26 protein-coding genes and 1 tRNA gene are annotated in these 25,706 nt (G+C 52.2%); 7 read left to right on the top strand and 20 right to left on the bottom strand.

Going from position 1 to position 25,706, the window contains the following annotated elements:
* Positions 1–39: 39 nt before the first annotated feature.
* Both FYJ53_RS09130 and FYJ53_RS09125 read right to left on the bottom strand, forming a co-directional pair.
* On the bottom strand, positions 40–252 hold the full coding sequence (locus FYJ53_RS09130) for a hypothetical protein (RefSeq protein ID WP_013378807.1): 213 nt from the start codon (positions 250–252) through the stop codon (positions 40–42).
* A 114-nt stretch (positions 253–366) separates the two neighbouring features.
* On the bottom strand, positions 367–951 hold the full coding sequence (locus FYJ53_RS09125; protein ID WP_148427820.1) for a sugar O-acetyltransferase: 585 nt from the start codon (positions 949–951) through the stop codon (positions 367–369).
* Between the two features lie 210 nt (positions 952–1,161).
* On the opposite strand from FYJ53_RS09125, the gene FYJ53_RS09120 reads away from it, so the two are divergent.
* Positions 1,162–1,644, top strand: coding sequence for a TspO/MBR family protein (locus tag FYJ53_RS09120; RefSeq protein ID WP_148427822.1), 483 nt, complete (start codon positions 1,162–1,164; stop codon positions 1,642–1,644).
* A 53-nt stretch (positions 1,645–1,697) separates the two neighbouring features.
* Here FYJ53_RS09120 and FYJ53_RS09115 read toward each other — a convergent pair whose 3' ends face one another.
* The 9 genes from FYJ53_RS09115 to FYJ53_RS09075 form a co-directional block, all read right to left on the bottom strand.
* Positions 1,698–3,128: a sigma-54-dependent Fis family transcriptional regulator gene (locus FYJ53_RS09115; RefSeq protein ID WP_148427824.1), complete on the bottom strand. Its 1,431-nt coding sequence runs from the start codon at positions 3,126–3,128 to the stop codon at positions 1,698–1,700.
* Positions 3,129–3,256: 128 nt separating this feature from the next.
* The gene (locus FYJ53_RS09110) at positions 3,257–4,819 is read right to left on the bottom strand and encodes a BCCT family transporter (RefSeq protein ID WP_148427826.1); all 1,563 of its coding nucleotides are present in this window, start codon (positions 4,817–4,819) and stop codon (positions 3,257–3,259) included.
* 34 nt (positions 4,820–4,853) lie between these two features.
* Complete coding sequence (locus tag FYJ53_RS09105) at positions 4,854–6,614, bottom strand: aldehyde ferredoxin oxidoreductase family protein (protein WP_227929805.1); 1,761 nt, start codon at positions 6,612–6,614, stop codon at positions 4,854–4,856.
* 13 nt (positions 6,615–6,627) lie between these two features.
* Positions 6,628–7,017: a 4Fe-4S binding protein gene (locus FYJ53_RS09100; RefSeq protein WP_148427830.1), complete on the bottom strand. Its 390-nt coding sequence runs from the start codon at positions 7,015–7,017 to the stop codon at positions 6,628–6,630.
* Positions 7,018–7,088: 71 nt separating this feature from the next.
* Positions 7,089–8,246 (bottom strand): iron-containing alcohol dehydrogenase, encoded by a 1,158-nt coding sequence (locus FYJ53_RS09095; protein ID WP_148427832.1) that lies wholly within the window; start codon positions 8,244–8,246, stop codon positions 7,089–7,091.
* A gap of 34 nt (positions 8,247–8,280) precedes the next feature.
* Entirely contained in the window at positions 8,281–8,520 is a 240-nt protein-coding gene (locus FYJ53_RS09090; RefSeq protein WP_148427835.1) for a MoaD/ThiS family protein, read from the bottom strand.
* A 10-nt stretch (positions 8,521–8,530) separates the two neighbouring features.
* Complete coding sequence (locus FYJ53_RS09085; protein WP_227929806.1) at positions 8,531–9,826, bottom strand: nitrate/nitrite transporter; 1,296 nt, start codon at positions 9,824–9,826, stop codon at positions 8,531–8,533.
* Between the two features lie 188 nt (positions 9,827–10,014).
* Entirely contained in the window at positions 10,015–11,025 is a 1,011-nt protein-coding gene (locus FYJ53_RS09080; protein ID WP_148427837.1) for a DUF3089 domain-containing protein, read from the bottom strand.
* A 56-nt stretch (positions 11,026–11,081) separates the two neighbouring features.
* Positions 11,082–12,506: a carbon starvation protein A gene (locus tag FYJ53_RS09075; RefSeq protein ID WP_148427839.1), complete on the bottom strand. Its 1,425-nt coding sequence runs from the start codon at positions 12,504–12,506 to the stop codon at positions 11,082–11,084.
* Between the two features lie 222 nt (positions 12,507–12,728).
* On the opposite strand from FYJ53_RS09075, the gene FYJ53_RS09070 reads away from it, so the two are divergent.
* Together FYJ53_RS09070 and FYJ53_RS09065 are read left to right on the top strand one after the other, a co-directional pair.
* A complete protein-coding gene (locus FYJ53_RS09070) occupies positions 12,729–13,313 on the top strand; it encodes an HdeD family acid-resistance protein (protein ID WP_090410646.1) in 585 nt (194 codons plus the stop codon).
* A 123-nt stretch (positions 13,314–13,436) separates the two neighbouring features.
* On the top strand, positions 13,437–14,738 hold the full coding sequence (locus FYJ53_RS09065; RefSeq protein ID WP_148427841.1) for a hypothetical protein: 1,302 nt from the start codon (positions 13,437–13,439) through the stop codon (positions 14,736–14,738).
* Between the two features lie 13 nt (positions 14,739–14,751).
* Here FYJ53_RS09065 and FYJ53_RS09060 read toward each other — a convergent pair whose 3' ends face one another.
* Together FYJ53_RS09060 and FYJ53_RS09055 are read right to left on the bottom strand one after the other, a co-directional pair.
* Entirely contained in the window at positions 14,752–16,065 is a 1,314-nt protein-coding gene (locus tag FYJ53_RS09060; RefSeq protein ID WP_148427843.1) for a cell wall metabolism sensor histidine kinase WalK, read from the bottom strand.
* Positions 16,062–16,745, bottom strand: a complete 684-nt coding sequence (locus tag FYJ53_RS09055; RefSeq protein WP_013378797.1) for a response regulator transcription factor — start codon at positions 16,743–16,745, stop codon at positions 16,062–16,064. Before FYJ53_RS09055 ends, FYJ53_RS09060 begins: the two co-directional genes overlap by 4 nt.
* Before the next feature lie 161 nt (positions 16,746–16,906).
* On the opposite strand from FYJ53_RS09055, the gene FYJ53_RS09050 reads away from it, so the two are divergent.
* Genes FYJ53_RS09050 through FYJ53_RS09035 form a run of 4 tightly spaced genes read left to right on the top strand, consistent with a single transcriptional unit; the run spans position 16,907 to position 19,856 of the window.
* Entirely contained in the window at positions 16,907–17,092 is a 186-nt protein-coding gene (locus FYJ53_RS09050; protein WP_154557272.1) for a hypothetical protein, read from the top strand.
* 21 nt (positions 17,093–17,113) lie between these two features.
* Positions 17,114–18,007: an efflux RND transporter periplasmic adaptor subunit gene (locus FYJ53_RS09045; RefSeq protein ID WP_154557271.1), complete on the top strand. Its 894-nt coding sequence runs from the start codon at positions 17,114–17,116 to the stop codon at positions 18,005–18,007.
* Positions 18,007–18,708 (top strand): ABC transporter ATP-binding protein, encoded by a 702-nt coding sequence (locus FYJ53_RS09040; protein ID WP_013378794.1) that lies wholly within the window; start codon positions 18,007–18,009, stop codon positions 18,706–18,708. The genes FYJ53_RS09045 and FYJ53_RS09040 overlap by 1 nt, the downstream gene beginning before the upstream one ends.
* A complete protein-coding gene (locus tag FYJ53_RS09035; protein ID WP_148427847.1) occupies positions 18,687–19,856 on the top strand; it encodes an ABC transporter permease in 1,170 nt (389 codons plus the stop codon). The genes FYJ53_RS09040 and FYJ53_RS09035 overlap by 22 nt, the downstream gene beginning before the upstream one ends.
* A 35-nt stretch (positions 19,857–19,891) precedes the next feature.
* Here the strand turns inward: FYJ53_RS09035 and FYJ53_RS09030 are convergent, their stop codons facing one another.
* From FYJ53_RS09030 to FYJ53_RS09000, 7 genes are all read right to left on the bottom strand, one after another.
* Positions 19,892–21,553, bottom strand: a complete 1,662-nt coding sequence (locus FYJ53_RS09030) for an AarF/ABC1/UbiB kinase family protein (RefSeq protein WP_013378792.1) — start codon at positions 21,551–21,553, stop codon at positions 19,892–19,894.
* Positions 21,519–21,866, bottom strand: coding sequence for a phasin family protein (locus FYJ53_RS09025; RefSeq protein WP_013378791.1), 348 nt, complete (start codon positions 21,864–21,866; stop codon positions 21,519–21,521). The genes FYJ53_RS09030 and FYJ53_RS09025 overlap by 35 nt, the downstream gene beginning before the upstream one ends.
* A gap of 145 nt (positions 21,867–22,011) precedes the next feature.
* The gene (gene larC / locus FYJ53_RS09020) at positions 22,012–23,166 is read right to left on the bottom strand and encodes a nickel pincer cofactor biosynthesis protein LarC (protein ID WP_013378790.1); all 1,155 of its coding nucleotides are present in this window, start codon (positions 23,164–23,166) and stop codon (positions 22,012–22,014) included.
* Positions 23,167–23,174: 8 nt separating this feature from the next.
* The gene (gene larB / locus FYJ53_RS09015) at positions 23,175–23,927 is read right to left on the bottom strand and encodes a nickel pincer cofactor biosynthesis protein LarB (protein ID WP_013378789.1); all 753 of its coding nucleotides are present in this window, start codon (positions 23,925–23,927) and stop codon (positions 23,175–23,177) included.
* Positions 23,924–24,739 (bottom strand): ATP-dependent sacrificial sulfur transferase LarE, encoded by an 816-nt coding sequence (gene larE / locus FYJ53_RS09010; RefSeq protein ID WP_148427849.1) that lies wholly within the window; start codon positions 24,737–24,739, stop codon positions 23,924–23,926. Before larE ends, larB begins: the two co-directional genes overlap by 4 nt.
* Positions 24,740–25,028: 289 nt before the next feature.
* A tRNA-Gln gene (locus tag FYJ53_RS09005) sits at positions 25,029–25,103 on the bottom strand.
* Positions 25,104–25,281: 178 nt separating this feature from the next.
* The gene (locus FYJ53_RS09000) at positions 25,282–25,644 is read right to left on the bottom strand and encodes a metalloregulator ArsR/SmtB family transcription factor (protein ID WP_013378785.1); all 363 of its coding nucleotides are present in this window, start codon (positions 25,642–25,644) and stop codon (positions 25,282–25,284) included.
* Between the last annotated feature and the right edge of the window lie 62 nt (positions 25,645–25,706).

The raw sequence follows: 25,706 nt of genomic DNA, 5'->3' as shown, positions 1-25,706 counted from the left end.
CTTTGGCAGCGCCGGAAGTTTCCAGAAATATTATTCTTTTTATAAAACACCACGCTTTTCGCCTCCCGAGCGCGTTTCCTCTGCGAGGCTGACGATCTGCCCCTGGGGAAGACTACCTGAGCGCAGCAGCTGATCCTTTATGGAGCGGCCGATCAGGCCCACCATTAAAATCATGACTGCCAGCAGGAGCGTTACCAGCAGCGCTGCCAGGAGCGGGCTGAAATTCTTCTTAATGGTTTTCCGCAGTTTCATTTTCTGTTCCTCCTTCACGGGTATTCTTTCCTCTATGATACCGTAGGGAGTACAGCAGAAGTACAACCAATTAAAACTGCTCTGTCCTCAGCTTCAGTCAGAACGGTTCCACGCTCATGTATTCTCCCGGACAGCCCGGCAGGGGCTTCCGATCGCAACCTTATCTGATGGAATATCCTTTGTCACCACACTGCCCGCGCCGATGACCACATTATCGCCAATGGTGACACCGGGCAGAATAATGGCTCCGCCGCCAATCCAGACATTGTCGCCGATGATAACTGGCGCGGTCTGGGTCTTGCAGAAAGCAAAGCTCCCGTCTTCTCTGGGCGGTCCGAAACGGTCCGCCGCGCTGGCCGGATGAAATGCCGTGTATATCTGGACATTGGGCGCGATGAGAGCATTGTCCCCGATGACGATTTTATTATCGTCCAAAAATGTGCAGTTCATGTTGACCTCGCAGTTCTCACCAAAGCAGATGTTGACGCCATAATCCACATAAAACGGCGGTGTTATCCACAGGTTTGCACCACGCTTTCCCAAAAGGGCCGCCAAAATCCGGTTCTTCTCATCCAAATTTTCTGAAGCTGTCTGGTTATAGGCCCGCACCAGGTCCTTGGCTTTGTGCCACTGCGCCAGCAGCTCCGGATCGCTGCAGTCGTACAGCTCACCCGCCAGCATTTTTTCTCTTTCAGTCATTTGGTTCACCTCATATTCTTTTTTCTACTGCAGCAGGTAACCCCACAGCGATCCGAACATCGCTGTAAAGCAGCCTCTGTTATTCTTATCTTAGCACACCCGGGCGCAAATGAATACGGTGATCCGTATTGTCTGCAGGCTGTTTTTTGTTTCACAAGCCCGATTCTGGATAAATATGATTAAAACAAAAGCCTTAAAGGAGGTAATATCATGACTAAAAATAAATTAATACCTATTCTTCAGTTAATCCTCGCCGTGGTGGTGGTGGAGCTGGTGGGCTTCTGCTCCTCACTTCTGGCCGGCGACATTGCCGGTAAATACGCCATGCTCAACAAGGCGCCCCTGTCGCCGCCGGGCTCGGTGTTCGGGCCGGTCTGGATCGTGCTCTACCTGCTCATGGGCATTGCCATTTTTCTGGTTTTACGGACGAACACAGACGAAAAGCTCAAACGCTCAGCCGTCGGGCTTTTTGTCATTCAGCTGCTCCTCAACTTTTTGTGGAGTATCCTCTTTTTTGGCGGCAGCTCCTTCTGGCTGGCAGCCGTGGTTATCCTGCTCCTGGACGCGGCGGTCATCGCCTGTATTGTGTGGTTTAAAAAGATCTCCACTCTGGCTGCGGGCCTCATGGTGCCCTACCTCCTCTGGATTCTGTTCGCTACCTATCTGAACATCGCTTTTGCCATTCTCAATTAGATTAAAAAAACAGGTAGGGTCTGAAATGCGCCGTACCTGTTTTTTAAATCTTTTTATCCTTCATCCACAGTGCTGCTTACTGCCGCTTCGCTTTCCAGTGTCCTGCAATACTGATTTATGAGCCGGTTGGCCTTTGACTGGCTAAAACCAAGTGCCTTGCTCAGCTCACGGCTGCTGGGATAACGCTTATAGTAATCCTGTATCACCGCTTGCTTTACCTGGTCGATAATGGCTTCAAAGGCATTTTCGGCAGTACTTCGCTCGCCAACCTTATCCAGAATAAAATCGGGTAAATCCTCAATGGTAATCGTGTTACCGTTGGCCATAATGCACAAGAGCTCAATCAGATTTTTTAACTGGCGGATATTTCCAGGCCAGCTGTAAGCCTGCAAAATACCGATGACCTCCGGCGATATCTCCCTTTTCTTTCCATATTTTACGTTGTTTTTATTTAGAAAAAAAGTGATCAGCGGCAGAATATCGTCCCGGCGCTCCCGCAGGGGTGGTACTGTGATGGCGGAGATATTAATCCGCCAGAACAGGTCCTCCCGAAACTTTTTATCCTCTACAAGCTTTTCGAGGTTCTGATTCGTCGCCGTAATCACACGGATATCAACTGAATGGACTTCCTGCCCCCCGACAGGAATAAACCGCTTATTTTCAAGGACATCTAACAGCTTGGCCTGGAGGCTTGGCGCCAGGTCACCAATTTCGTCCAAAAATAAGGTTCCGCCGTCTGCCAACTCAATCAACCCAACTTTTCCCTTGGGATTTGCGCCTGTAAAGGCATAGGGACTGTAGCCAAAGAGCTCGGACTCCAAAAGGTTCTCTGGAATGGCTGCGCAGTTGATCATGATAAACGGCTTATCCTTGCGCAGACTGTTTTTATGAACATACTCTGCCAATAAGCTTTTGCCGGTACCCGACTCGCCTAGAAGCATCACGGGCACATCGGACTGAGCCACCCGCTGCATACGGATCAACAGGTTGCAAAAGCTTGAATTGTAACTGACAATTTCATTGTCAACTTCTCTTTTCGCCTTGCTCTCTTTTTTATTTCCGGCACCCTCAATGTTTTTGTAGCTGATATCGTAGTCCTGCTCCTCCTCCTGAACAACGCAAACCACATACACCACCTGATCGTTTTCGTCAAACACAGGCGTTGCCACTGTCACCAGCTCTTTCCCTGTGATCAGGTAGGTCTGCAGGACGCAGATGGAACGGCGCTCTGCGATACAGCGGTCAATAACTCGCGGATACCACATACCTTCCCAAACATCATAGTTGGTTTTTCCCACCAGCTTTTCAGGCTCCAGGCCATAGTTCTGCATTGCCCTCGGATTGACATAGATCACCGTTCCCTCTGCGTCCGAGACGTATACTTCATTGGTGCAGTGCTCTAAAACATCAATATAAAAGGATTTATCAATGCTGTTGAGATATTCCAGATAGGAGGCACTGTATTTAAATTTTTTATTATACATTATCCATCCCCCCTGATAATGTGGTTTAATAATTTTATTATATCCTTTCTCTGTTTTTTCTTCAATGGGTTTAAATTACTCCATCTCAAATTAAAAAACAGAGGCCGGCAAATGGCCTCTAGAAGCATTTATTCTCTGGCATGATGGCTTTCTTGTTTATCTTGAAAAAACTGTGCGTTAATTTGATTCCGGGTCATATTCCCATAATCCTCTTTTAACCATTTAAAAATTGAGATGATACAGAATATCAAAATGACCGAAACCGGAATAGCTGTAATGACAATGGTCGATTTAAAGACATTCAGATCTGCATTCGCAAACATCAGGCAAATGGGGATTACCGCAATGGCTATAGCCCAGAATAGTTTGAGATAATTGGGGGGAATGGTGTCGGTTTTCAAGTCTTTTATAGATGCGGCCGCCAGTGTGAAAACGGCTGAATCTAAGGTGGTCACAAGCAGCATCGTTCCCACAACAAACCAGATAAATAACACGATTTTACCAAAGGGCAAAGCCATAATAACCGTAGAGATCACTTGCTCAGGACTTTGAGTCTGTAAAATCGTAACAAAATCGAAAGCCTCAGTCAACTGTAAATGCAACCCATAATTTGAAAGGACACCAAAAAACAGAACGGTACTGCCCAGACCTGCCACGGAAATAGTCAGCACAATTTCCCGTATGCTGCGTCCCTTTGATATTTTAGCGATAAAAATCCAAAGCCAGGGAGCCAGCGTGATCCACCACGCCCAGTAAAAAATCGTCCAGTCGCCCACAAAACCGGTCTTGGTAATTGGCTCTGTTTCAAAAAACATGGGAATGAAATTACTGATCATCATCCCAAAACTTTTTACCGTATTCTCCAGCTGAAACTGTGTGCCGCCAAAAATAAGAATAAAGGCCAGCAGAGCAAAAACCATATAGGTCGTGATGTCAGAGCAGAATTTCATGCCTTTCTCAAGACCTGCGTAAGCGCTCAGGGTAAAAATAAAGGTCACGAGCACAATCATTAAAATCCGCATCAAAAAGGTGTCCGGCGTGCCAATGCTGTTGTGCAGATTGTTGACCAGCATGGGGATACCAGTACCAAAGACAATGATGATCCCGGATATAATGCCAAAAATAAACACGATATTAATGAGCTTATCGAGAATGGGGTTGCCTCTGGTGACACCCTCGCAGCCGCCTGCCAGCGAAAGTCCGCTCTGTTTTCGTACATAATAACGGTAGGCGATGGGCACAGTGCCGATGGCGTAAATGCCCCAGGCCGGTATACCCCAGTGAAAAAAATTATAAGACAAAACGACCTGCGCCGCCGCAATGCTCTCAGGTTCTAATCCCATCGGCGGTGCCGTATAATAATAAACCCATTCCAATGTTCCCCAATAGAGAATACAAGTACCCATGGTCGCACAAAAGATCATCGCGATCCAGCTGAAGGTTCGGTATTCGGGCTGCCCTTCCCCGATTCTGATCTGGCCGTATTTTGAAAAAGCGAGCACAATGTTGACAATAAAGACGCCCATGGTTACCAGAATAAAATAAACGCCCAGCTTGTCAACAATCAAAAGTCGCAGCTGATTTAAATGAAAGGTTGCGGCAGCTGGAAATGATATAATATAGATCGAAAGCACTGCGACAATTAAAAGCGTTGCACCGATGGCCAGCTTGTCAATTTTATTATTTTTCATGGTCTTTCCCCTCCCTTGTGGACTCCCCATCCTTTTACAGTGCCTCAAGAATTGCTTCTGGCACGATTCCTTTTTCATTCCATCCCATGTATTTATAATACTGCTGCTTCATATCCTCAAAAGCAGCTTCGGGTATTTTCTGACCTGCTCCTGCGCCGCTGCGGAGCACCTCCCGGAATATCCGTTTTGGCGCAGTGTCATCCTTGCCGTTAAACCCTTCTCTCTGATTAAAGGCGCGCGCCATATTCAAAACCCTGACCCCGATTTCTTCCAGCTCTTTTGTCGTCCACTGCTCGCCCGTCACCAGCTCCAGTATTTCTGCCATTAAATCCAAGGTAATGGTTCCCCAAAAGTCACATATCCCAAATGAAAATTTAACGGCGCTCCACCAGCCCATGCGGTAAACAATCTCACCCTTACCCTCGCTGGTATACGGCGGCGCGGTTGCGGTAAAAATTTCCTCATTGGCTGCATAAGCCCGCATGTGGCAGGCGCCGCGGTCTGAGACCGCATAGGCCAGTGCCATTCCCCAGGAGCCTCTCGGCTCATACTGCGGATATTCCAGCCCTTTAACGTGCATGGCAAAATCCTGACCGCCATATTTTTCTGATAGTCTCTTAACGCCCTGCGCAAGCTCTGCACCAATCCCCTCAGCTCTGGCCATCAACTCCAGATATTCAATATACTTATCGATCTCGCCAAAATGAATGCCAAAATCATGAATGCCCTTCTCTGTCATCTCCATAGCCCAGGCGATGGTATCGCCTGCACTGATCGTATCCAGCCCCATATCATCCGCCACTTTATTAGATTTCAAAATTTTAATGGCATCGGCATTACAAACATTGGGCCCAGCTACTGCAATGGACTCGTACTCCGGTCCCTCGCAGATAACATCGCCAAGCTTTAAGAAATTGCCGCAGCCCAGTCCACAGCTGCCACAGCCCCTTTTTCCCTCCAGTCCTTTCAACAGCACGTCGCCGTTATATTCAGTCCAGCGGTCATCGGTCGTGTCGCTGAAATTTTTTTTAGGCAGGATCCCCCCGTCCTGGCAGGCCTCCAAAAAAGCCGTTGTGCCGGTGTCAAAAACATAGGTGTTGTCCTCCTGGAGTACATTTTCTTTTTCAATCTCAATGATGCGGCGGCAGGCTTCCCGTATGTTGGGAATTTTCACACTGCCAGTGCCTTTGATGACCACGGCCTTTACATTTTTACTGCCCATCACTGCACCCATACCGCCTCTGCCGGCCTGCCTGTAGTAATCTGAGTTGATACAGGCCATGCCGCACTTTGTCTCCCCTGCCGGCCCGATGGTGAGATAGCTGTACTCATGCCCATAAAGCTCTGAAAGCATGGCTTCGGTGACATGGGCACCCAGCCCCCAATACTGTCCGGCGTCCATAATTTCCACATGGGTATCCTCAATGAAGATATAGCACGGCTTCTCATATTTTCCTTCCAGAATCATTGCGTCATAGCCCGCGTATTTGATCTTCAAAGCCGCGTGTCCGCCGATGGAGCAATCGCAAATCGTACCGGTTGCCGGTGATTTCGCCGCGATGGACAGCTTGCCCGAGCAGGGAATACTGGTTCCTGTCAGGGGCGTTGTCATAAAAATCAGTTTATTATCCTCGGACAGAGGATCTATCCCTGGGTTTAATTCCTCATATAAATACTTGATGGCCAGCCCCTTTGAGCCGATATATTTTTTTGCCCAATCCATCCGCAGCGGCTCAGCCTGTACGATTCCAGTACTCAAATTGATTCTCAATAAATTATTTTGATATCCCAGCATCTCTCTACCCCACTTACCTGTACTGCAGGGCCTGCTGCGGACAAACCTGCACGCAAAACGGTTCGCCGCCACAGGCGTCGCAGATAACAGCCTTTTCATCACGCAGCCGGACCACTTTTTTAGGGCAGACCTCCGCACAGACGCCGCAGCCTGTACAACATTCCTGCTTTACGATGATCCTCTCCGTTACAACAATGGCATTTTGCGGGCAGTTTTTCGCGCACTTTCCGCAGCCGATACAGAAGTCGTCTTTATATTTTATCGCCATCCCTTTATCATAATAGGTTTCAATGAAAATCCGCGCTTTTGACGGGCAGAACACGCCCTCGTGCATGGCCGAGCAAATCTGCGCGCAGAGCTGGCAGCCAATACACTTTTTTTTATTCAATCTTAGTCTTTTCATTCTTCTGCCTCCTTCATTCTATCATTTCCAATAGCTCAGCGCCACGGCTTGAGCGGCGCCAAGCAGGTTTATCAGGCATTGTAGGCTTTATTCAGAAAACACAAAAACTCTTCCTTTGTCAGAACAATTGGATTATCAGGGTTTGAAACATGGGTCACGCACTTTTCGGCCAGCTCTTCAAAATCCTCTGGGTCAATGCCCGGCAGCTCGTTCAGCCTTGGAATCCGTACATCCGCCACTAGTCTCCGGATCTCATCCACGCCCGCCTGGGCAAGCTCACGGTCGGTAAGCCCCTGGCCTGTCACGCCCATCGCTCTTGCAATATCGACATATTTCGGTAAGTTCGCCGGAATATTGTATTCACAGACATCCGCTAGGAAAATGGCGTTGGCCACACCGTGAGGAGTATCGTACCGGCCGCCAATGGTCTCTGCCAGCGCATGCACCGCAGCGGTGTCGGAGTAGCCAAAGGACAGACCGGCCAGCAAGCTTCCGACCATGATCTCGGAGCAGCTCTCAATATCCCGGTCATAGATATATTTTCTGAAATGCTGGCTTATTTTTTTAACGGCGTAAAGCCCAAAGGCCTCGGTCACCGGGTTTGTACAGGTACAGACATAGCCCTCGATGGCGTGGGTCAGGGCATCAATTCCTGTTGCCGCTGCGATCGCGGACGGAAGCCCCATAAGCACAGCCGGGTCGCATAACGCCACTGTCGGCGCGCATTTTATATCATAGCAATAGACTTTTTCATGGGTTTGCGCATTTGTAATGACCCCGCAGGTCGTGACTTCACTGCCTGTTCCAGCCGTTGTCGGCACTGCGATCAGCGGACAGGGGTCGCAGGTATAGGCATTCGGAAATTGAATCCTCCTAAAATCAGATGTCTGATGCCCAATCATGCCCGCAATGGCCTTTGATGTGTCAATGCTGCTGCCGCCACCGACCGCGATCACCAGATTTATCTGTTCCTCAAGCCCCAGCCGCGCACCTTCCTCGCAATCCGATATTCTGGGATTTGGGACAATTTTATCAAAATCAACACAGGCGATCCCCGCCGCCGCCAAATAGCCTCTGATACTTGTTGGCAGACCTGTGCCGCGTATGCCCTTGTCGGCAGCCAGCAAAACCTTTTTGGCCCCATACTCCAGCGCGATTTCGCCAATTGAGGCCACCGCATCTTTTCCAAACCTTATATCCGTTGCCAGTCCAAAACTAAAATCATTCATCCTTTTCCATCCTCCATTATTTTATTGTTTTTAATCAGCCGCCTGCTATTCTGGGATATATTTTCACAACATCACCAGCCTTCAGCGGCGCATTAATACAGACACGCTTTCCATTAACGGCGGCAAAACCAAAGCTTGTGCAGCTTTCCCATTCAAAGCCGATCACCTTAAACAGCGCTTCAACCGTTAAATTCTCCGGCACCTCCAGTACTCTCTCCTTTTCAAAGCCAAAATATTTTTTAAGGCTCCCTCTGGGGTAGATACTCACACGCATATCGCCCTCTTTATTCCTCAGGCAGCAACGGCACAACGCTTTTTTCCTGCGCTTCTTTCTTTTTTAAAACCCTTTTGGTCGCCACACAGCCCAAAACCGCGATAACCGCGCTTCCCAGGAGAACCAGGAAAATATAAGTGTAGCCTGTGTTTCCATAATGGTCAATCATGCTGCCAAAAGCCTGGTGCATAAAGCTTTCCGGTAAAAAGCCAATGACCGAGAGCAGACCGGTCGCCGCTCCAAAAATGTGGGGCGGTACATGAGTCTCCGTTAAAACCGATGAGGTAACGCCATAGGCGCCATTGGCCAGAAAACCAATTATCAGCGTGATGACAATGGCCACGGTTAAAAAGAAGCCTGTGGGCGGCATTATGACATAAGCGCCGCAGCACAGCCCGCAGCCAATCATGACGCAGATAATCGCCTTACAGGGCGAGCCGATTTTAGTAGTGAACGCACCGAGCGCCGGCGCGGCGATGATGGCGATGCCGTAATAACGTACCATGCCAATCACGCCAACCAAGGCCAGAGGTGCGCCAAAAACATCTGTTAAATAGGGCGTTGTGTAATTCATGCCCATATACACAATCATCACAAAAAACAAAATCATGCTGGACAGCCACACCCCAGGATGCTTTAACGCCTCCATAAACTCATTGATGTTAAACTTCTTATCAGGGTCGGTCACAATCTCGCCCTTAAAATACGGCACCGTAAAAAAGGAAAGGATGCCCAGTGCCAGGATTAAGACCCCGATAAACAAAAGCGAAAACCTTACGCCTGTCACATAATCCGAAAAATTATTAAACACAGCCAAGGCCACGCCGTTGATCACCAGCCCCCCCAGTCCGTACAATGCGTAACATAACCCTACGAGGGATGGATACTTTTCCTCTGGCCCGCAAAACCGAAGTACCTTAAAATGAAAGCCCCAAAACACTAAAATCGTTGTGACTGCATACACCACAAAAATGACAAGCAGGACACTGTAGGAGGGCAGCATAGCGTACCAGAAAGTTACCAGCGCCGTACTGATAAAACCACCCGCCGCCATGGTGCGCAGCCTGAGCTTATCGGCAATCATGCCACAGGGGATGTACAACAGCGTTGCCATAATGCCGTACACGCCGGATAAAAGCCCCAGCTGAGCGTTCGAAATATTCAGCCCCAGCAAAAGTGGCTCGTAAAACACATTTTTTAAATAGACTGGTGCGTAAATCGCACCGCTTCCTGCCCCCGACAAAAAAATCAACAATAACACTTTCATTTTACTCAGCTGCGTATAATCCACTTCTTTTTTTCTCACGATCTCACTCCTCACTTTTTAAAATATTCTCGACAGTTCTTAATTAACGCAAAATTTATACCAAATAAAAAAACGGCTTAACCAAGCCGTTTTTTTATTTTTCTTTACAAAAATCGAGTCATTTAAGCATTTTTTCAGTTTTTGATTTCAGACAACGCCCCAAGTCTGACTCACCTTACATCACCCCTCTACCGCCTCGCTAAATAAGCCTCGATCCGCTGCCCTGCGTTCTCGCGGAGGTTGTAGTAATAGAAGGCATAGTCGTACCCGTGGTAAACACCCTCTGGAAAGACAGCGTTTCCGGGGGCCAGAGCATCGGTGTCCTGGTTGTCACAGATTAGGACGCCGCGGACTTTATCGATACGGGCGTCAGCGGAGGGGAGGCTCTTGACAGACGGGTCCTCTCTGCTGGCAGAGCCGAGGCTCTGCTCTGCTGGCGCGAGGGTCTCATCCCGGGTCCAGCTGATGGGGTTGATGACCTTTGCGCCGGGCAGCAGTACAGGGTTATCCGCTGTGACACCTGGCGCTTCGGTATTGTAGGAGATGATCACACCCGTATCATCGGCCGCCTCTGCAAACCGGAGATGTGGGTTCTGGGCGAGGTAGTCCCCAGTAACAGAATAACCAATCACGTAGGCGGCCACCATCCGTCTGTAAACCACAGGATGCGCCTTCATATACTCGCCCAACAGGTAGAGCAGCATGTTGGAGCCCTGGGAATGACCGGCCAGGATAAAGGGGCGGCCGTTGTTTTCGTGCTCAAGATAGTAGTCGAAGGCTGCGAACACGTCTATCTTGGGCACGCCGTTCAGCAGAGCGTATTCCTCGTCATGGGACAGACCCAGGCAGTAAGCCGCGTCGACCTGCCGGTAATAGGGCGCGTAGACATTGGCCACAGGCTCAAAGACGCTGGCCTGCTGTCTCAGCATTTCGGGCGCGGTCTCGCGCAGGGTGGCGTTGTCAACAGTGCAGATGTTAGGCTCCTCCGCGCTTTCCTTATGCCAGGCCGTAGGATACAGGTAAAAGACATCCACTGGCTTATCGGGCGTATCGGGCATCGCCAGCCAGTTCGCCGCCACAGCGTAATCGGTCGGGGCTTCTTTATTTTCTGCCTGCCGGGCGACACAGCCAGGCAGCAGGATACTCATCAGCAAAAGGGCTGCCAGCAGCAGTCCCCGGGCACTCCGTCTTGTTTTCATGGGTTCTCCTCTCGTTTAAAAAACGGTACGGTCTAAAACACGCCGTACCTCATTCCTTACATTTTCTCGGGCCTGAGCGCCTGCGGAGGGCGCACCGCCTTAAAATAAAACACCACCGCGCAGGCTGCGGCAAAGATAACTCCCGCCGGGTAGGCAAAGGCGACGGGCAGGCGCAGGCCCTCCTCTGCCATGAGGATATAGGTAGCGCTGACGGCCGACATAAAGGTGGCCGGAACCGCGGCGATCCAGAAATTCTTCTGGTTTCTGCACAGGTATACCGCCCCGGCCCACAGCGCGATCATGGCCAGCGTCTGGTTGCTCCAGGAAAAATACCGCCACACAATATCAAAATCAATCTGGGATAAAAGCAGGCCCACCAGCAGCAGCGGGACGGTGATGTACAAGCGGGTGCGCATCTTGTCCTGGGAGATGTCAAACCAGTCCGCAATGGTGAGGCGCGCGCTCCTGAAGGCTGTGTCGCCCGAGGAGATAGGGCAGGCAATAACGCCGATCATGGCCAGCACCATGCCCGCTGGTCCCAGCAAGGTATTGCAGATCTCATAGACCACGCCGCCCTGTCCCCCATAGGCGGCAAGGGCTTCCCGAAGCCCGCCGGTGGACTGATAAAAAGCTACGCCCGCCGCGGCCCAGATCAGGGCGATGACGCCCTCGGCCACCATGGCGCCGTAAAAGATGGAGCGCCCCTGCTTTTCACTGGTTATGCACCGCGCCATCATAGGCGACTGGGTAGCATGAAAGCCGGAAATCGCGCCGCAGGCCACGGTCACAAACATCAGCGGCCAGACAGGCAGCTCCTTGGGGTGCAGATTCTGCAGGGTCAGCTCTGGAATGGTGTAGCCCTGGATGATGATGCCGCCGGCCACGCCCAGCGCCATGATGATCAGACAAATACCGAAAAAGGGATAGATTTTCCCGATAACCTTGTCAATGGGCAGCAGAGTTGCCGCGAAATAATAAATCAAAACCACAATGAGCCAGAAGCCAGCATCCAGCGCATCGGGCGTAAGCATGGCCAGAAGCGCCGCAGGTCCTGTGGCAAAAACAGTGCCCACCAGTACCAGCAGCACCACGGAAAAGACGCGCATAACGGTCTTCATACCCTTTCCAAGATAGATTCCCACAATCTCAGAAATACTGCTGCCCCTGTGGCGGATGGAGATCATCCCAGACAGGAAATCGTGGACGCCGCCGGCAAAAATGGTGCCGAAAACAATCCATAAAAAAACAACGGGTCCCCACAGCGCGCCGGAGATGGCGCCAAAGATGGGCCCCAGGCCAGCAATGTTGAGCAGCTGGATCAGAAAGATCTTCCACTGTTTCATGGGCACATAGTCCACGCCGTCGGTCATGGTAGTGGCTGGCGTGGGCCGGTCATCAGGCCCGAATATCCGCTCGACCACTTTGCTGTACGTAAAATATCCGGCGATTAAAATCGCCAGCGCAGCAAAAAAGGTAATCATTTTCACACCCCCATAGCTTTGTTTTTACTCATTATAGCACGCTTTTGGTGGTATTTTTTGACGGCCGCACAAATGGCTCGTCTGACCGCCTAAATGCTTTCTCTAAAGCTGCATTCAGGCGGTTAAACCTGCTATTTGTGCGGTTTTATTGCGCGGCCCTCTTCCATCCGATATAATAAAACCAATCGTTTTTCAACCACTATTTTATGAAAGGAGTTTGATATGAATAAAGAATCGTTTGAAAATTTTGAGGAGGAGCTTACAGGTGCCATCAAACACTGGTGGGTTTTTCTGATTCTTGGTATCCTCGCCATCGGCCTTGGTGTCTGGCTGTTTTTTACGCCAGCCAATGGATTTGCTGCCCTTGCTATTGTCTTTGCCATCACATTTCTGATCTCCGGACTCGCCTCCACTGCGGTTACCCTGATCAACCGCAAAAGCATTCCTGCATGGGGCTGGAATCTGGTATCCGGGATTCTGATGCTCATTCTCGGCATTATCATGATTGCCAACATGGGCATTACCGCAGATGTGCTGGTCTTTTACGTTGCCTTTGCCATTCTATTCGGCGGCTTTAACACCATCGGCTTTGCCTTTACGGCCAAATCAAAGGGCGATAAGGCATGGGGCTGGACACTGGCGCTGGGCATTGTGGTTGTCATTCTTTCCATAGTGCTCTTGTTCCACCCTGTCTTTGCCGCCTTCACCATTGTGATCTGGGCTGGCATTGCCTTTTTATCAATGGGCATCTCTTTCTGTACCCTGGCCTACCGTTTATCCAAAACCAATGGCAGGATGAAAAAATAAACAGTCTTTTTAAAAAACAGCACGCCTGGGCGCTGCTGTTTTTTAATCGTTGTCCACCATATTTTTTTGTGATAAACTGTAACCAGCAAAGCTTTACAACCTCGTTTGACAGGAGTGTAACTTATGATATTCTATTTTTTCAGGGCGCTGCTCGGCTTCCTGATGCAGACCGTACCGCCTGCTTTTCTGTGCATTTACCCCTTCTGGGCCAGACAGACCTGGGAGCGGAAGCGCCCGGTACTCTTCTTTGTATTTGGCGGTTTCCTGATCCTCGGAATCTTTATCGCCATGGTTTTTATGGATACCATCCGCGCCGGAAAACCCGCTTCCAACGTAAATCTCATCAATCTGCTCATGTTTCTGGAGCAGGGCTGCTGCTTTCTCATTTACCTGTTTGTAATCCGCGCGCCTTTTTTTAAAAAGCTCTATTGCCTGACCTTTATCTCCAGTTTTTACGCTGGTATCGCGCTGGTGGCGTCCTTTCTCAACCGGCTGCTGTTTCCAGAGCTGTCGGTGGGTCCTTTTGTACAGGACGGCTATCTCTGGCCCCTGTCGGGTCTCTGCCTTTACGTGGTGCTGGTGGCCGCCACCTATCCGTTTTTATTCAGACTTATGCGCCGCATGTCCAGCCACCTCCTGACACCAACCCGGACGGGGTTCTGGCCCAGCCTCTGCGTCCCGCCGGTGCTGTTCTATCTTTGGATCTTCCTGACGCCCAACGATCTGTTCTACGGCTGGATCATCACCTCTGCCACTGCCCTCATGCTGGTGCTTTTGCTCTGCGTCGCTTTTTTCAGCCTCCAGAACCTGACCTGGGTGGCGGAGCTGGAGGAAAAGACCACGCCGCCAGATCCCCAGAAAGCCCTGAGCCGGGAAGCCTGCGCAGTTTTTAACGAAAAGCTGCAGTCCTCTGAAATGCTGCTTCATGATTTCAGGCACCATCTGCTTGTCCTCAAAAAGCTTTTGGATGATGACGATCTCGGCCCTGCCAATCATCTGCTGCAAAACCTGCTGGATGAGACTGAGACAGCAGAGCCTATTCTCACCAGCGGCAATTACCTGATCGACACCCTTGTGAATGGCAGGCTGGGCGCCCTGTCCGAAAAAGGCGTGGCTGTCAGTGCCCAGGCCAGCGTGCCGGATATCCTGCCTCTGGACTACAATACCCTCTCCCCCTCTCTGCTCGCTGTGCTGAACACGGCCGCCGCTGCCTGCGAGGCGGCTTCTCCCTGCTCTGAATCCGAGCTTACGCTAAGCCTTGACTACTCCCGTCAGTGCCTGAGGGTTGTCTGTACCTTCCCGGGCACACAGCCTCTGGACACTCTCTCCCCAGACCTCCAGGCCCTGTCAGTGTCTGGAAAATGCCGTTTTGAATGCGAACGCTGCGCGGACGGCAGGACGCAGCTGTCTCTGTGGCTCTCCTGACACGGGCTGCCTGCTAAGCGGGCAGCTTTACAATTACCTCTACGCCCTTTGGCGTATGATGCCGCATCTGGATACTGCCGCCGTGCAGCAGGGCAATATTCTCGGCAATGGTCAGTCCCAGACCGCTGCCGCCAGTCTGGCGGGATCTTGCCTTGTCGGCGCGGTAAAAGCGTTCAAAGACATGGCGCATATCCTCATCGCTGATACCGATGCCGGTATCGCTGATCCTTAAAACCACTTTTCCATCTTTCTCCTCAGTGCTCATGGCAATGCTGTCGCCGGGTTCGGTATACTTAAAGCTGTTATCCAGCAGAATGACCGCGAGCTGGCGGAGCTTGTCCGAATCTGCCTCAATATTTCCCTTAAACCGAAAATCCATTCTCATTTTCTTGCCCTCCAGCCCCGCGATCTCACAGTAGGCCTCGCCCACGCCGCTTAGCAGATGTTCAAGGGACACTGGCTCTTTCTGCAGTTTTGTCTGGCTTGTGTCGGTCATTGCCAGCAGGATCAGGTCCTCTGTCATTTTTGTCAGCCGCCGTGTCTCGTCGATGGTGCGGTTAATGGCCTCAAACTTGTCAATGATCCGGCTTTCCGGGTTGCTGAGGAGCAGCTCCTGGGTGGTCCGGATAATGGTCAGCGGTGTCCTCAGCTCATGGGAGGCGTTCTGGACAAACTCAGTTTGTTTCTGGTACGCCTCAGTCACTGGCTTCAAAATGCGCCGGGACAGCAGCCAGCCCACGCCGGCGGACAGAAAGACCGCCACGCCCAGCGAGACAGCCAGTCCCGCTACCACATTGCGCAGGATCTCATCCTCGGCGTCAACGTTGATGAGTATCTGCAGGTATTCCTTCTGTCCATCGGCTTTTTCGATCATCCGGTTGATGGCCCGGTAATGGTAGCGCCCGCCCAGCGTCATGAAATACAGGGTGTCCAGCTCATTGGAATTAAAGGTGAAGCCTTTGTATAGCTCCTCATAAAGATCGCCGTTTATATCCGAATAATAGAGCGGGCTGCCATCCCTGTCTCTCGCAATATACAGCACTCTCGGGTTAATCTCGGGCAGGTCGCCGATCAGCTCGGCCTGATCGGTGGCAACATCGCCGCTCTCCGGCTCCTCGGCCTCAAGCACACTTCCCTCCTCCATCATCAACGCCGCGTAGGTTGTTCCCTGGTCGGCCAGCAGTATCTCGTCCACTGACGCGTACAGGTTGGTTCGCACAATGCCATAGATGAGCAGGCCCAGCACTGAATAGATACACGAAAAGGCCAAGATAAAAAGCAGCAGGCTCCGTATAAATTCCCGGCGAATCCATTTTTTCTCATTCAATGCGCCTTCTCCCCACTGGTCAGCATATAGCCGACACCTCGAATGGTTTTCAGACAGCTATCATAGCCGCATCCCGACAGAATCCTGCGCAGTGCACTTACGTACACCTCCACCACGTTGGAGCTTGTATCTGTGGTAAATCCCCATATTTTGTCAAAAATCTGGGCCTTGGTCACAAGCTGCTCCTGGTGGCTGACCAGATATTCGAGAATGTCGTACTGCTTGCCGCGCAGGTCAAGGGCTTCGCCGGCAACGGTGACGGTTCGCGTCATTGTCTCGACCCGCAGTTCTTTAAAGCAGAGGGCCGCAATGTCGTAATGCCCTGTGCTGCGGCGCAGAATCGCCTCGATGCGCAGCAGAAGCTCGTCTCTGTCAAAGGGCTTGACCAGATAATCATCCGCGCCGGTACGAAACCCCTTTGTCTTGTCGGTCATGGTCCCTCTGGCTGTCAGGATGAGCACCGGTGTGTAAATTTTCTGCTCCCGCAGCTGCCGGAGCACCTCATAGCCATCAATAAGGGGCAGCATCAGATCCAGCAGAATCAGGTCATAGATATTCTGGCTGGCGTAATAGAGCCCCTCCTCGCCGTCAAAGGCCTGCTCGGTCTGGTAAAAAGGCGCCACACACTGCCTGATCACATCGGACAGGTTTGGGTCATCTTCGATAATCAAAAGCTTCATCAGCAACCTCCTTTTTGTTCCAGTTTACCACAGGCTGCCTTAAAAAACAGTGAAACAGATCTGCTTAAAGCCATCTTAATTTTTTACGCTGCCTTTATTTCACGATTTTTTAAGTTTGCTTTTGCTAGAATGCAGACAGAAAAGCAAACGGAGGTAAACATATGAACATCAAAGTATTTAAAGCCATCATCGCTCTGCTGACGGTTGTCATCCTGATCCTGGGCGGACTGCTGACGGCCCAGAAAACAGAAATGACTAAAAAAATAGAACCCCTGCCCGACATTGACACTTCTGTCTCGGCACAGCAGCGCAAGGCCACTGCCAAAGCTTTCAGCACCACCGGATAACCGGGCAGAAAGGAACATCAGATGAAACACGCAAAACAAATTCTGATCATCGCCATCCTGCTTTCAGTCATCGGCGTGATGGCCTATGCCTATCTCAGGTCAAACACCGCCGCACAGGCCAAGGCTTCCGAAAACAGCCAGGTCATGACAGCGAACGCGGTTAAAAAAAACATTGTCCAGACCTTCACGTCCTCCGGAGAGATCAAAACCCGCCGGACCCAGAGCCTGAAGCCCAATACGGATTATAAATTCAAGGCCCTGTGCGCCTCAGTCGGGCAGACCGTCTCGGAGGGCTACCCGGTCGTAGAGTACACCAATGGCAAAACCCTAAACGCCCCCTTTGATCTGGTTATCACAGGCACTGCCCTGCCCGCAAAGGGCGAGGCTTTGACCGCCGAACACGCAGTTGAGGTCTCCGACGTTCACAATCTGCAGGTGCAGATGAGTGTTTTTGAGAATGACCTGGCCAGCCTGCATGAGGATCAGCCTGTCAGCATTACTGTGGCTGCCTTTGGCAACAAAGCCTTTGCCGGAAAGCTGTCGTCCATCAGCCAGATTGGCAAATATGACACATCCGGTTCAAAATTCACGGTTTCGGCAGATTTTGAAAATGACGGAAGTCTGAAGCTTGGCATGTCTGCCAGCTGCAGCATTAACGTCCGGTCCGCCGACAATGTGCTGAGTGTGCCTGTCGCAGCCATCCAGAGCGGCGAGGACGGCAAATATGTCACGGTAAAAGCTGGGGACGCAGAGGAACAGCGCAAAGTCGAAACCGGCATATCTGACGGCCAGGACGTTGAGATCACAAGCGGTCTCAACGAAGGCGATACCGTCATTCTCCCATCTGCGGGTGAGCCGTCAGACGCGGAAACCTCTGGCGGGGAGATGAACATGACTGAGCAGGAGGTTCTGTAATGATACGGCTCTCGCATATTGAAAAAAGTTACTGTCTGGGCAGTGAGGCTGTCCAGGCACTCTCCGACATCAGTCTGCATGTCAGGCCAGGCGAGTTTGTCTCTATTGTCGGGCCCTCCGGCTCTGGAAAGTCCACTCTCATGAATATTCTCGGGCTGCTGGACATCCCGGATTCCGGCGCCTATTATCTGGATGGCCAGGAGGTCAGCACCCTGTCGGACAACGGACTGGCAGCACTGCGCAACCAGAAGATCGGCTTTGTTTTTCAAAATTTCAATCTTCTGAGTAAGCTGAGCGCCCTGGAAAACGTGAAGCTCCCACTGAGTCTTCGGGGCATCCGTCAAAAAGAAATGACTGCTGCCGCCCATGATTACCTGCAGCGCGTTGGTCTCGGGGGGCGTGAAAGGCACATCCCCTCCCAGCTCTCAGGCGGTCAGCAGCAGCGCGTCGCCATCGCCCGGGCCCTCATCGGACAGCCGGAGATCATTCTGGCCGACGAGCCGACCGGCGCGTTGGATTCAAAGACCAGCATTGAAATCATGTCCCTGTTCCAGCGGCTCAACCAGCAGGGGCAGACCATTGTTCTCATCACCCACAATCTTGGCCTGGCCCGGGAAACCGGCCGGGTGCTCCAGATCTTTGACGGCAGGCTCTGCGAGGACACGTCAGGAGGTGCGCCATGCGGCTGTCCACAATCCTGAAATACGCGTCCGCAAGTCTGCTCTCCAACAAGCTCAGGAGTCTGCTGACCATGCTTGGCCTCATTATCGGCATCGCCTCGGTCATTCTTCTGGTAGGCATTGGACAGGGCGCCAACCAGTCCGTCAGCCAGAAGATGGACGCTCTGGGCGGCGATATTCTGACGGCCAGTGTCTACGCCGAAAGCCCAAACGACGGGCTGAAATCCCCGGATCTGGGCGAGCTGAAAAAGCTGCCCGGCATTCAGACCCTCGCGCCTTTTAAATTTCTCTCGGCTAAAGCCTACTTTGAAAAAAACACCTCGAAGCGCAGTATCCTGGCCGGAACCGATGACCAGTACCTGGGCCTGCGCAATTTAAAATTGCAGTCTGGCCGGAATTTGTCCATCATTGATCTGGAGGAAAAAAGCAAGGTCTGCGTCATCGGCGCAGGCATTGCCCTTGACCTGTTCCACACCACCAGAGTGGCGGGCAGCCGTCTGAAGCTTGGCGGCGACGATTATAAAATCGTCGGTGTTCTGGAGCGCCAGGGCGAATCTCTGGGCGTCAACACAGACAACCTGATTCTGGTTCCCCTGACCACTTCACGGTATTTTGACCTGGGCGATGACGTTGGCAGCTTCTATGTCAAGGCAGAGAACAAGGAACAGATCAGCAAGGTAAAATCCGCTGTATCGGCTTACCTCACCATTAAAAAAGGGCTGCCGCCCACCATGTACAGTGTCTCCTCACAGGATGAAATGCTGAGCGCAGGATCTGACATCAGCGGCAGCCTGTCCCAGCTTCTGGCCGGGATCGCAGGAATTTCACTGATTGTGGGGGGCATTGGGGTCATGAACGTCATGCTGGTGTCTGTGAGTGAGCGGGTCCAGGAAATCGGTATCCGCAAGGCGCTGGGCACCAAACGGCGCGATATCCTCGCCCAGTTTCTGGCAGAGGCGCTGTCCATGAGCCTGCTGGGCGGCGTCTTCGGCGTCGGCGCCGGCATCGCTGCCGGCTTCCTGTCCACGCTTCTGGGCTTCCAGTTTGCCGTTCCGGCTCTCATGGTGCTCGTATCCTTTGGAGCCAGCACCCTCATCGGCCTGGCCTTCGGGATTTTTCCCGCCTACCGCGCCTCTAACCTCAACCCCATTGAAGCGCTCAGGCGTTAAGCCAAAATAAGGCAGGGTCTGCTTCAGACCCTGCCTTATTTATTGATCTCTTTTTTCTTTTTATGAATGCTGTAAATCAGATTCGCGCCCAGAATCAGGGCCACGATATAGCCGATGGTGCCCAGCGCCGGTATGCCCAGCAGCTTTGGCTCCATGTTGGTGGTGCTGATAAAGCTGGAGCCGATGAGCAGCGCAGCGGCGATGATGCACTTCACAATCTTGTTGACCATCTGGTCAATGGTGTTCAGCGGTTCCTCGGAGCCGGTGATCTCAAGATTGATCTTTGTCTGTCCCTTGACCGTCATGCGCAGCAGATCCAGCGCCTGACCGGGCAGGCTCAGGGTGCTCTTGGCCGCGCCGTAGAGCTCGCGCCCCAGCTCCAGCGCTTCCCGTTTGGGGTCCAGGTTCTCAAGGCGTTCGGCGGACATGTGGTTGATCATGATCTGCACCACATTGGTCTGGGGCGCCAGCATGCTCAGCACACCCTCGATGGTCAGCGAGCCGCGGGCCAGCATGGTCACGCCCTTTGGCATGGCGATATGATGGTTGTTGGACAGCTGGAGCAGATCCTCCATCATGGTACCGATGTTCATGGTACCCAGATCCATGGTGCCGTACTCGTCCATCATGTTGTCGATGTCTGAATACAGCTTGGCGTGGTTGATCCGTCCGGTGTGCACGCCGAGGGACAGCACCACGTTCTTCATGCCGTCTACGTCACCGGTAGCCATGGCCTCCACAGCCTGCTTGAACAGGTCCTTGTCCTTTGAGGAAAGGGTTCCCATCATCCCCAGGTCGATCCAGACAATCTGGCCGTCACGGATACGGATATTGCCCGGGTGCGGGTCGGCGTGGAAAAAGCCGTCATCGATGACCTGCTTGATATAGTTCTCCGAAAGCTTAAGGGCAACCTCATCCAGATCATAGCCCAGCTCTCTGAGCCGGTCGGTCTGGTCGATCTCCTCGCCAGCGATGTACTCCATAACCAGCACCTTGGAGGTGGTGTGCTTATGGTAGATAATGGGGCTGGTCACGTAGACAATGTCCTTATTAAGCTCATAGAACTCGTCGGCGTTGTGAGCCTCGATCAAAAAGTCCATTTCCTGCTGGGCTGTAAACCACATCTCGTCCAGCACCATTTTAAAGTCGATGGCGTTCCCGGTGCCGCCGGCAATCTTTAGCAGTGTGGCTGCCCTTTCCAGCAGCGCGATATCCCGCGCCATGGTGTCCTTAATACCGGGGCGCTGCACCTTGACCACCACGGAACTGCCGTCCTTCAGCTCTGCCCGGTGCACCTGGGCGATGGAGGCCGAGCCCAGAGGCGTCCGGTCCAGAAAGGTAAAGATCTCGTTCAGGGGCTTTCCATACTCCTCCTCGATGACCGTCACCACTTCTTCAAAGTCCATGGGACGCACCTCGGTTCTGAGCTTTGTCAGTTCATGACAGTACTCAGCCGGAAGGATGTCCTGGCGCATGGAAAGCACCTGTCCAAGCTTGACAAAGGTCGGCCCCAGATCCTCGATGATGAGCCGCAGCTTGACAGGTGTAATGCCTTTGACAATATCGTATTTGGCCAATATCGCCATGATTTCCCTCAGGCGCTGCCGATTGTACTCCTTGGTGTCATGGGCGCCTGAGGGTTCATTTTCATGGTTTAATGGATTATTCTGCGTCTTTGACCTCTGCGTCTTCTGCATTTTCACGCTCCATTCGGGCCAGCTTATCCTTGATGGCCTGTAATTCTTCCGGGCTCATTTTGTCCATGGTTTCAACGACCTTGTCCACAGACGGTTCGTCGTCCTTGACGACAACGGTCACGTTTTCCTTAACCTTGTCCCGGATGTTGCGCTTCAGCTCTTCATTCATGACTTTGCCCTGTTCCACAGTCAGCTCGCCTTTTTCAACCAGCTGATTGATGAGTTCCTGGGATTTTTCAGCAGTGGTCGCCACTGCGCCTACACCCGCCAACAGTACTTTTCTCAGCTCTTCGCCTAAGTTAAAACTTGCCATTTTAATTCTCCTTTACATTTGGAAATCCTGAAAAAGGCAATGTTTTTTAATCACAATGCACTTCATAAATCACTGCCTTTTTCTGCCGTTTGCTGTTACTTCATTATAACACAGAGTTCTTTAAATTCAGTTTAATTTTACCCTTTTAGAGATATTTATAAACAGCGGCCTCGATTTCCATAAAGGATTTTCCTGTTTCGCCGGCAATGCGCTTCAAATCCTCGTATTCCGGGCTGCGCTTGACAATGCCGCCGTAGGTGCACACTTTAACCCGAACCGGACCAAAGGGTGTGTCCACAGTCTCGATCTCCCGGTTCATGACCGCGCGGTCGACCTGATATTTGCGCAGGCCGATGCTGCTGGTCTGGGCAAAGATATAACGGGTGACCGTCTCCTCCTTTCCGGCGTCGCAGATCACGGTCAGCTTGACGGCTGGCCGGTTTTTCTTCATATAAATAGGCGTGTAAAAAGCATCGCGCACGCCCTGCTCAAAGAGGCCCTCCAGCACGTAGCCGGCAGTCTCGCCGGTCATATCGTCGATGTTCGTCTCCATGACCAGGATACCGCAGTCCTCCGAATCGGTATGGCCCACAAAAAGGCGCAGGCCATTCAGGATCTCAAACTCACGGTCGCCAAAGCCATAGCCGATGGTATCCACTGCCATCTGCGGAAAGCCTGCCGAATAGCTGGCCAGCTCTGCGAGGATTGCCATGCCCGTCGGTGTGGCGGATTCTCCATCCACCCCCTTCGCGTAGATGGGAAAATCGGTTTTTCCGATGATCTCCGCTGTGGCAGGCGCCGGCACTGGCAGCAGGCCGTGGGCGCACTTCACAAAGCCCTGGCCTGCGTTCACTGCCGAGCCGTACACCACGTCAGGCGCAATGTCGTGGAAGCAGATAGCCGCGCCCACAATATCGACAATGGAATCCACTGCACCCACCTCGTGGAAGTGCACCTGCTCCATGGGCACGCCGTGCACCTTTCCCTCAGCCTCGGCCACACGCCTGAAGATGGCAATGGCGGTTTTCTTGACCGCCTCGTCCAGGCCGCTGCCCTCAATGATGTCCACAATATCGCTAAAATGGCGGTGGGCATGCTCGTGGCCATCCATGACCACGCGGCACTTAGTCCCGGTGATGCCGCGCTTCTGGGTTTTATCGATCTCAAGATGAAAGCCCGGCACGCCAAGCTTAGCCAGCTCCCGCTCCAGATGCGCAGGGTCTGCGCCGATGTCCAGAAAGGCGCCCAGCGTCATATCGCCGCTGATGCCTGCAAAACAGTCAAAATATAATACTTTCATGGTCCCTCCTACTGCAGTTGATTAATTTTTGAAGCCAGACAGGCTGCTCCAAAGCCGTTGTCGATATTGACCACACCAATGCCTCCGGCACAGGAGGTCAGCATGCCCAGAAGGGCTGAAACGCCGCCAAAATTGGCGCCGTAGCCGATGCTGGTGGGCACTGCGACCACTGGTTTATCGGTCAGGCCGCCCACTACGCTCGCCAGAGCGCCCTCCATGCCGGCCACCACGATGATGACCCGGGCATGGTTGATGACGTCCACGTTGTCAAGGAGCCGGTGTATCCCAGCCACACCCACGTCGTACAGGCGATTCACCCGGTTTCCCATAACCTCGGCCGTCACAGCGGCCTCCTCTGCCACCGGAATATCCGAAGTCCCTGCGGACACCACCGCAATGGTGCCCTCCGATACGCGGTAGGGCTCACGCTTCACCACCACAGACCGGGCTTCCTTATAATAGACCGCGTCCGGCGTTAGCTCGCGGATGGCCTCATAGACTTCCTCACTGGCACGGGAGGCCAGAATATTGCCGGTGGTGCGGGCCAGCATATCCGTCACAATGCCGCGGATCTGGCCAAGGCTCTTGCCCGGGCTGTAAATAACCTCAGGAAAGCCGTTGCGCAGCTCCCTGTGGTAATCGACCTTGGCGTATTCAAGGTCGTGATAGGGCAGCTCCCTGAGCTGCTCCAGAGCGTCCTCGACGCTCGTATCGTCGTTTTTAACCTGCGTCAGCAGGGCTTTCAGTTGTTCTGCGTTCATTTTTTCACCTCATTCATACTGCCGCACTGGTACCCCGAAAGGTCAAGGGTAACGGTCTTGAAGCCAATGGCTTTCAAATTGCTCACCAGCTCCTGCCTTCTTTCCATAAGCAGCTCAAAATCTTCCTCGGCGCACTCGATCTTCGCCATGCTGCCGATATAGCGCAGACGGTACTGGCGCAGACCAAGCACCTTCAGGCATTCCTCGCCCTGCTCCACCATCAGCAGCTTTTTCCGCGTGATCGGCTCGCCTCCCGGGATACGGGTCGCCAGACAAGCCATGGCGGGCTTGTCGGCTGTTGGCAGCCCGTAAAAGGCAGACAGGCCGCGGATATCCTGCTTGGTGAGCCCTGCCTTTATAAAGGGGCTCACAACCATCATTTCCTCCAGCGCCAGCAGGCCCGGGCGGTAATCGTCCAGATCGTCCAGATTGGAGCCGTCAAAAATAACGTCGCAGCCCAGCTCCTGGGCGTGGCCTTTTATCTGGGTAAAGATATTCTTTTTGCAGTAATAGCAGCGCTGTGACCCGTTTTCCACGAATTCGGGCACTGAAAACACGTCCACGTCCAGCACACACAGCGAGGCACCCATGCTCTGGGCCAGCGCTTTAGCATCTCCGAACTCAGACCGCGGCATCATGCTGCCGTTAACCGTCATGGGCACCGCCGCCGCGCCCCGTGTTTCCACAGCCACCCGGAGCAGTAAAGTGCTGTCCACGCCGCCGGAAAAGGCGATACACGGCTTCTCATAGCCCCGGATCACATCTCTCAGGCTGTCCAGCTTGCCGGCCAGCGCTTTATTTAAAGTGTTCATTATTCTCTCTCCTGATTTTCATAATACCCTTATTATACGCTTTCCTGACCATAAAAAAAAGACCAGCTTTAAGCTGATCTTACATCTGCCCATTTCTTTCGCTCACCCCCAGTCAGAGCCGGATAACAGCTGGTCTGGAGCCACAGCCTTTCCGTTTCCATAGAATGGCCATATTATACGCCTGATCACGCGGAAAGAAAAGCCTGTTCCAATATTTCTCACGGCCAAATGTTGACACGGGTGTGCAAAAAAAGAAAAAAGACCAGCATTGCTGATCCGATAAACAAAATGGCAAGGGTGGCAGGATTCGAACCTGCGAATGATGGAGTCAGAGTCCATTGCCTTACCGCTTGGCGACACCCCTACAGTGTACTCTGTTCTGAGCACGATACTTATTTTAGCTTTTTTTACAGGATTTGTCAAGAAAATATTTCCGATTTTTTTCAAAAAGATTTTACCCAGTTAAAAGGCAGCCGGCTCGCCAGGTATAACACCCACGCTTCTCCATTAAAAAGAGGTACGGTCTGTTCCAGACCGTACCCTCATTCCATTATATGCTCCATTCCCTGGTTAAAAATGGCGCGGACGTGCTCGTCGGCCAGCGAATAGAAAATCGTTTTTCCCTCCCGCCGGTTCTTGACCAGCTTGGACTGCTTGAGCACCCGGAGCTGGTGGGAGATGGCGGACTGGCTCATGCTCAGAAGCTCGGCGATGTCGCAGACACACATCTCAGCCTCAAAGAGGACACAGAGAATCTTAACCCGTGTGGAGTCCCCAAAAACCTTGAACAGCTCCGCCAGGTCGTATAAGGTCTCCTCGTCGGGCATCCGGTCCATGACCGTTCTTACAATATCTTCATGCGCGTGGGCAAAATCACAGCGCTCAATGCCGTTTTTATCAATCATGGATTTTTCCTTTCATATGAATGATCATTCATATATATTGTACCGAACCCCAGCTGAAAAGT

This window comes from Eubacterium sp. BL-380-WT-2B (assembly GCF_009696115.1).
Lineage (GTDB): Bacteria > Bacillota > Clostridia > Eubacteriales > Eubacteriaceae > Eubacterium > Eubacterium callanderi.
This window is presented reverse-complemented; position numbering and strand designations above follow the sequence as displayed.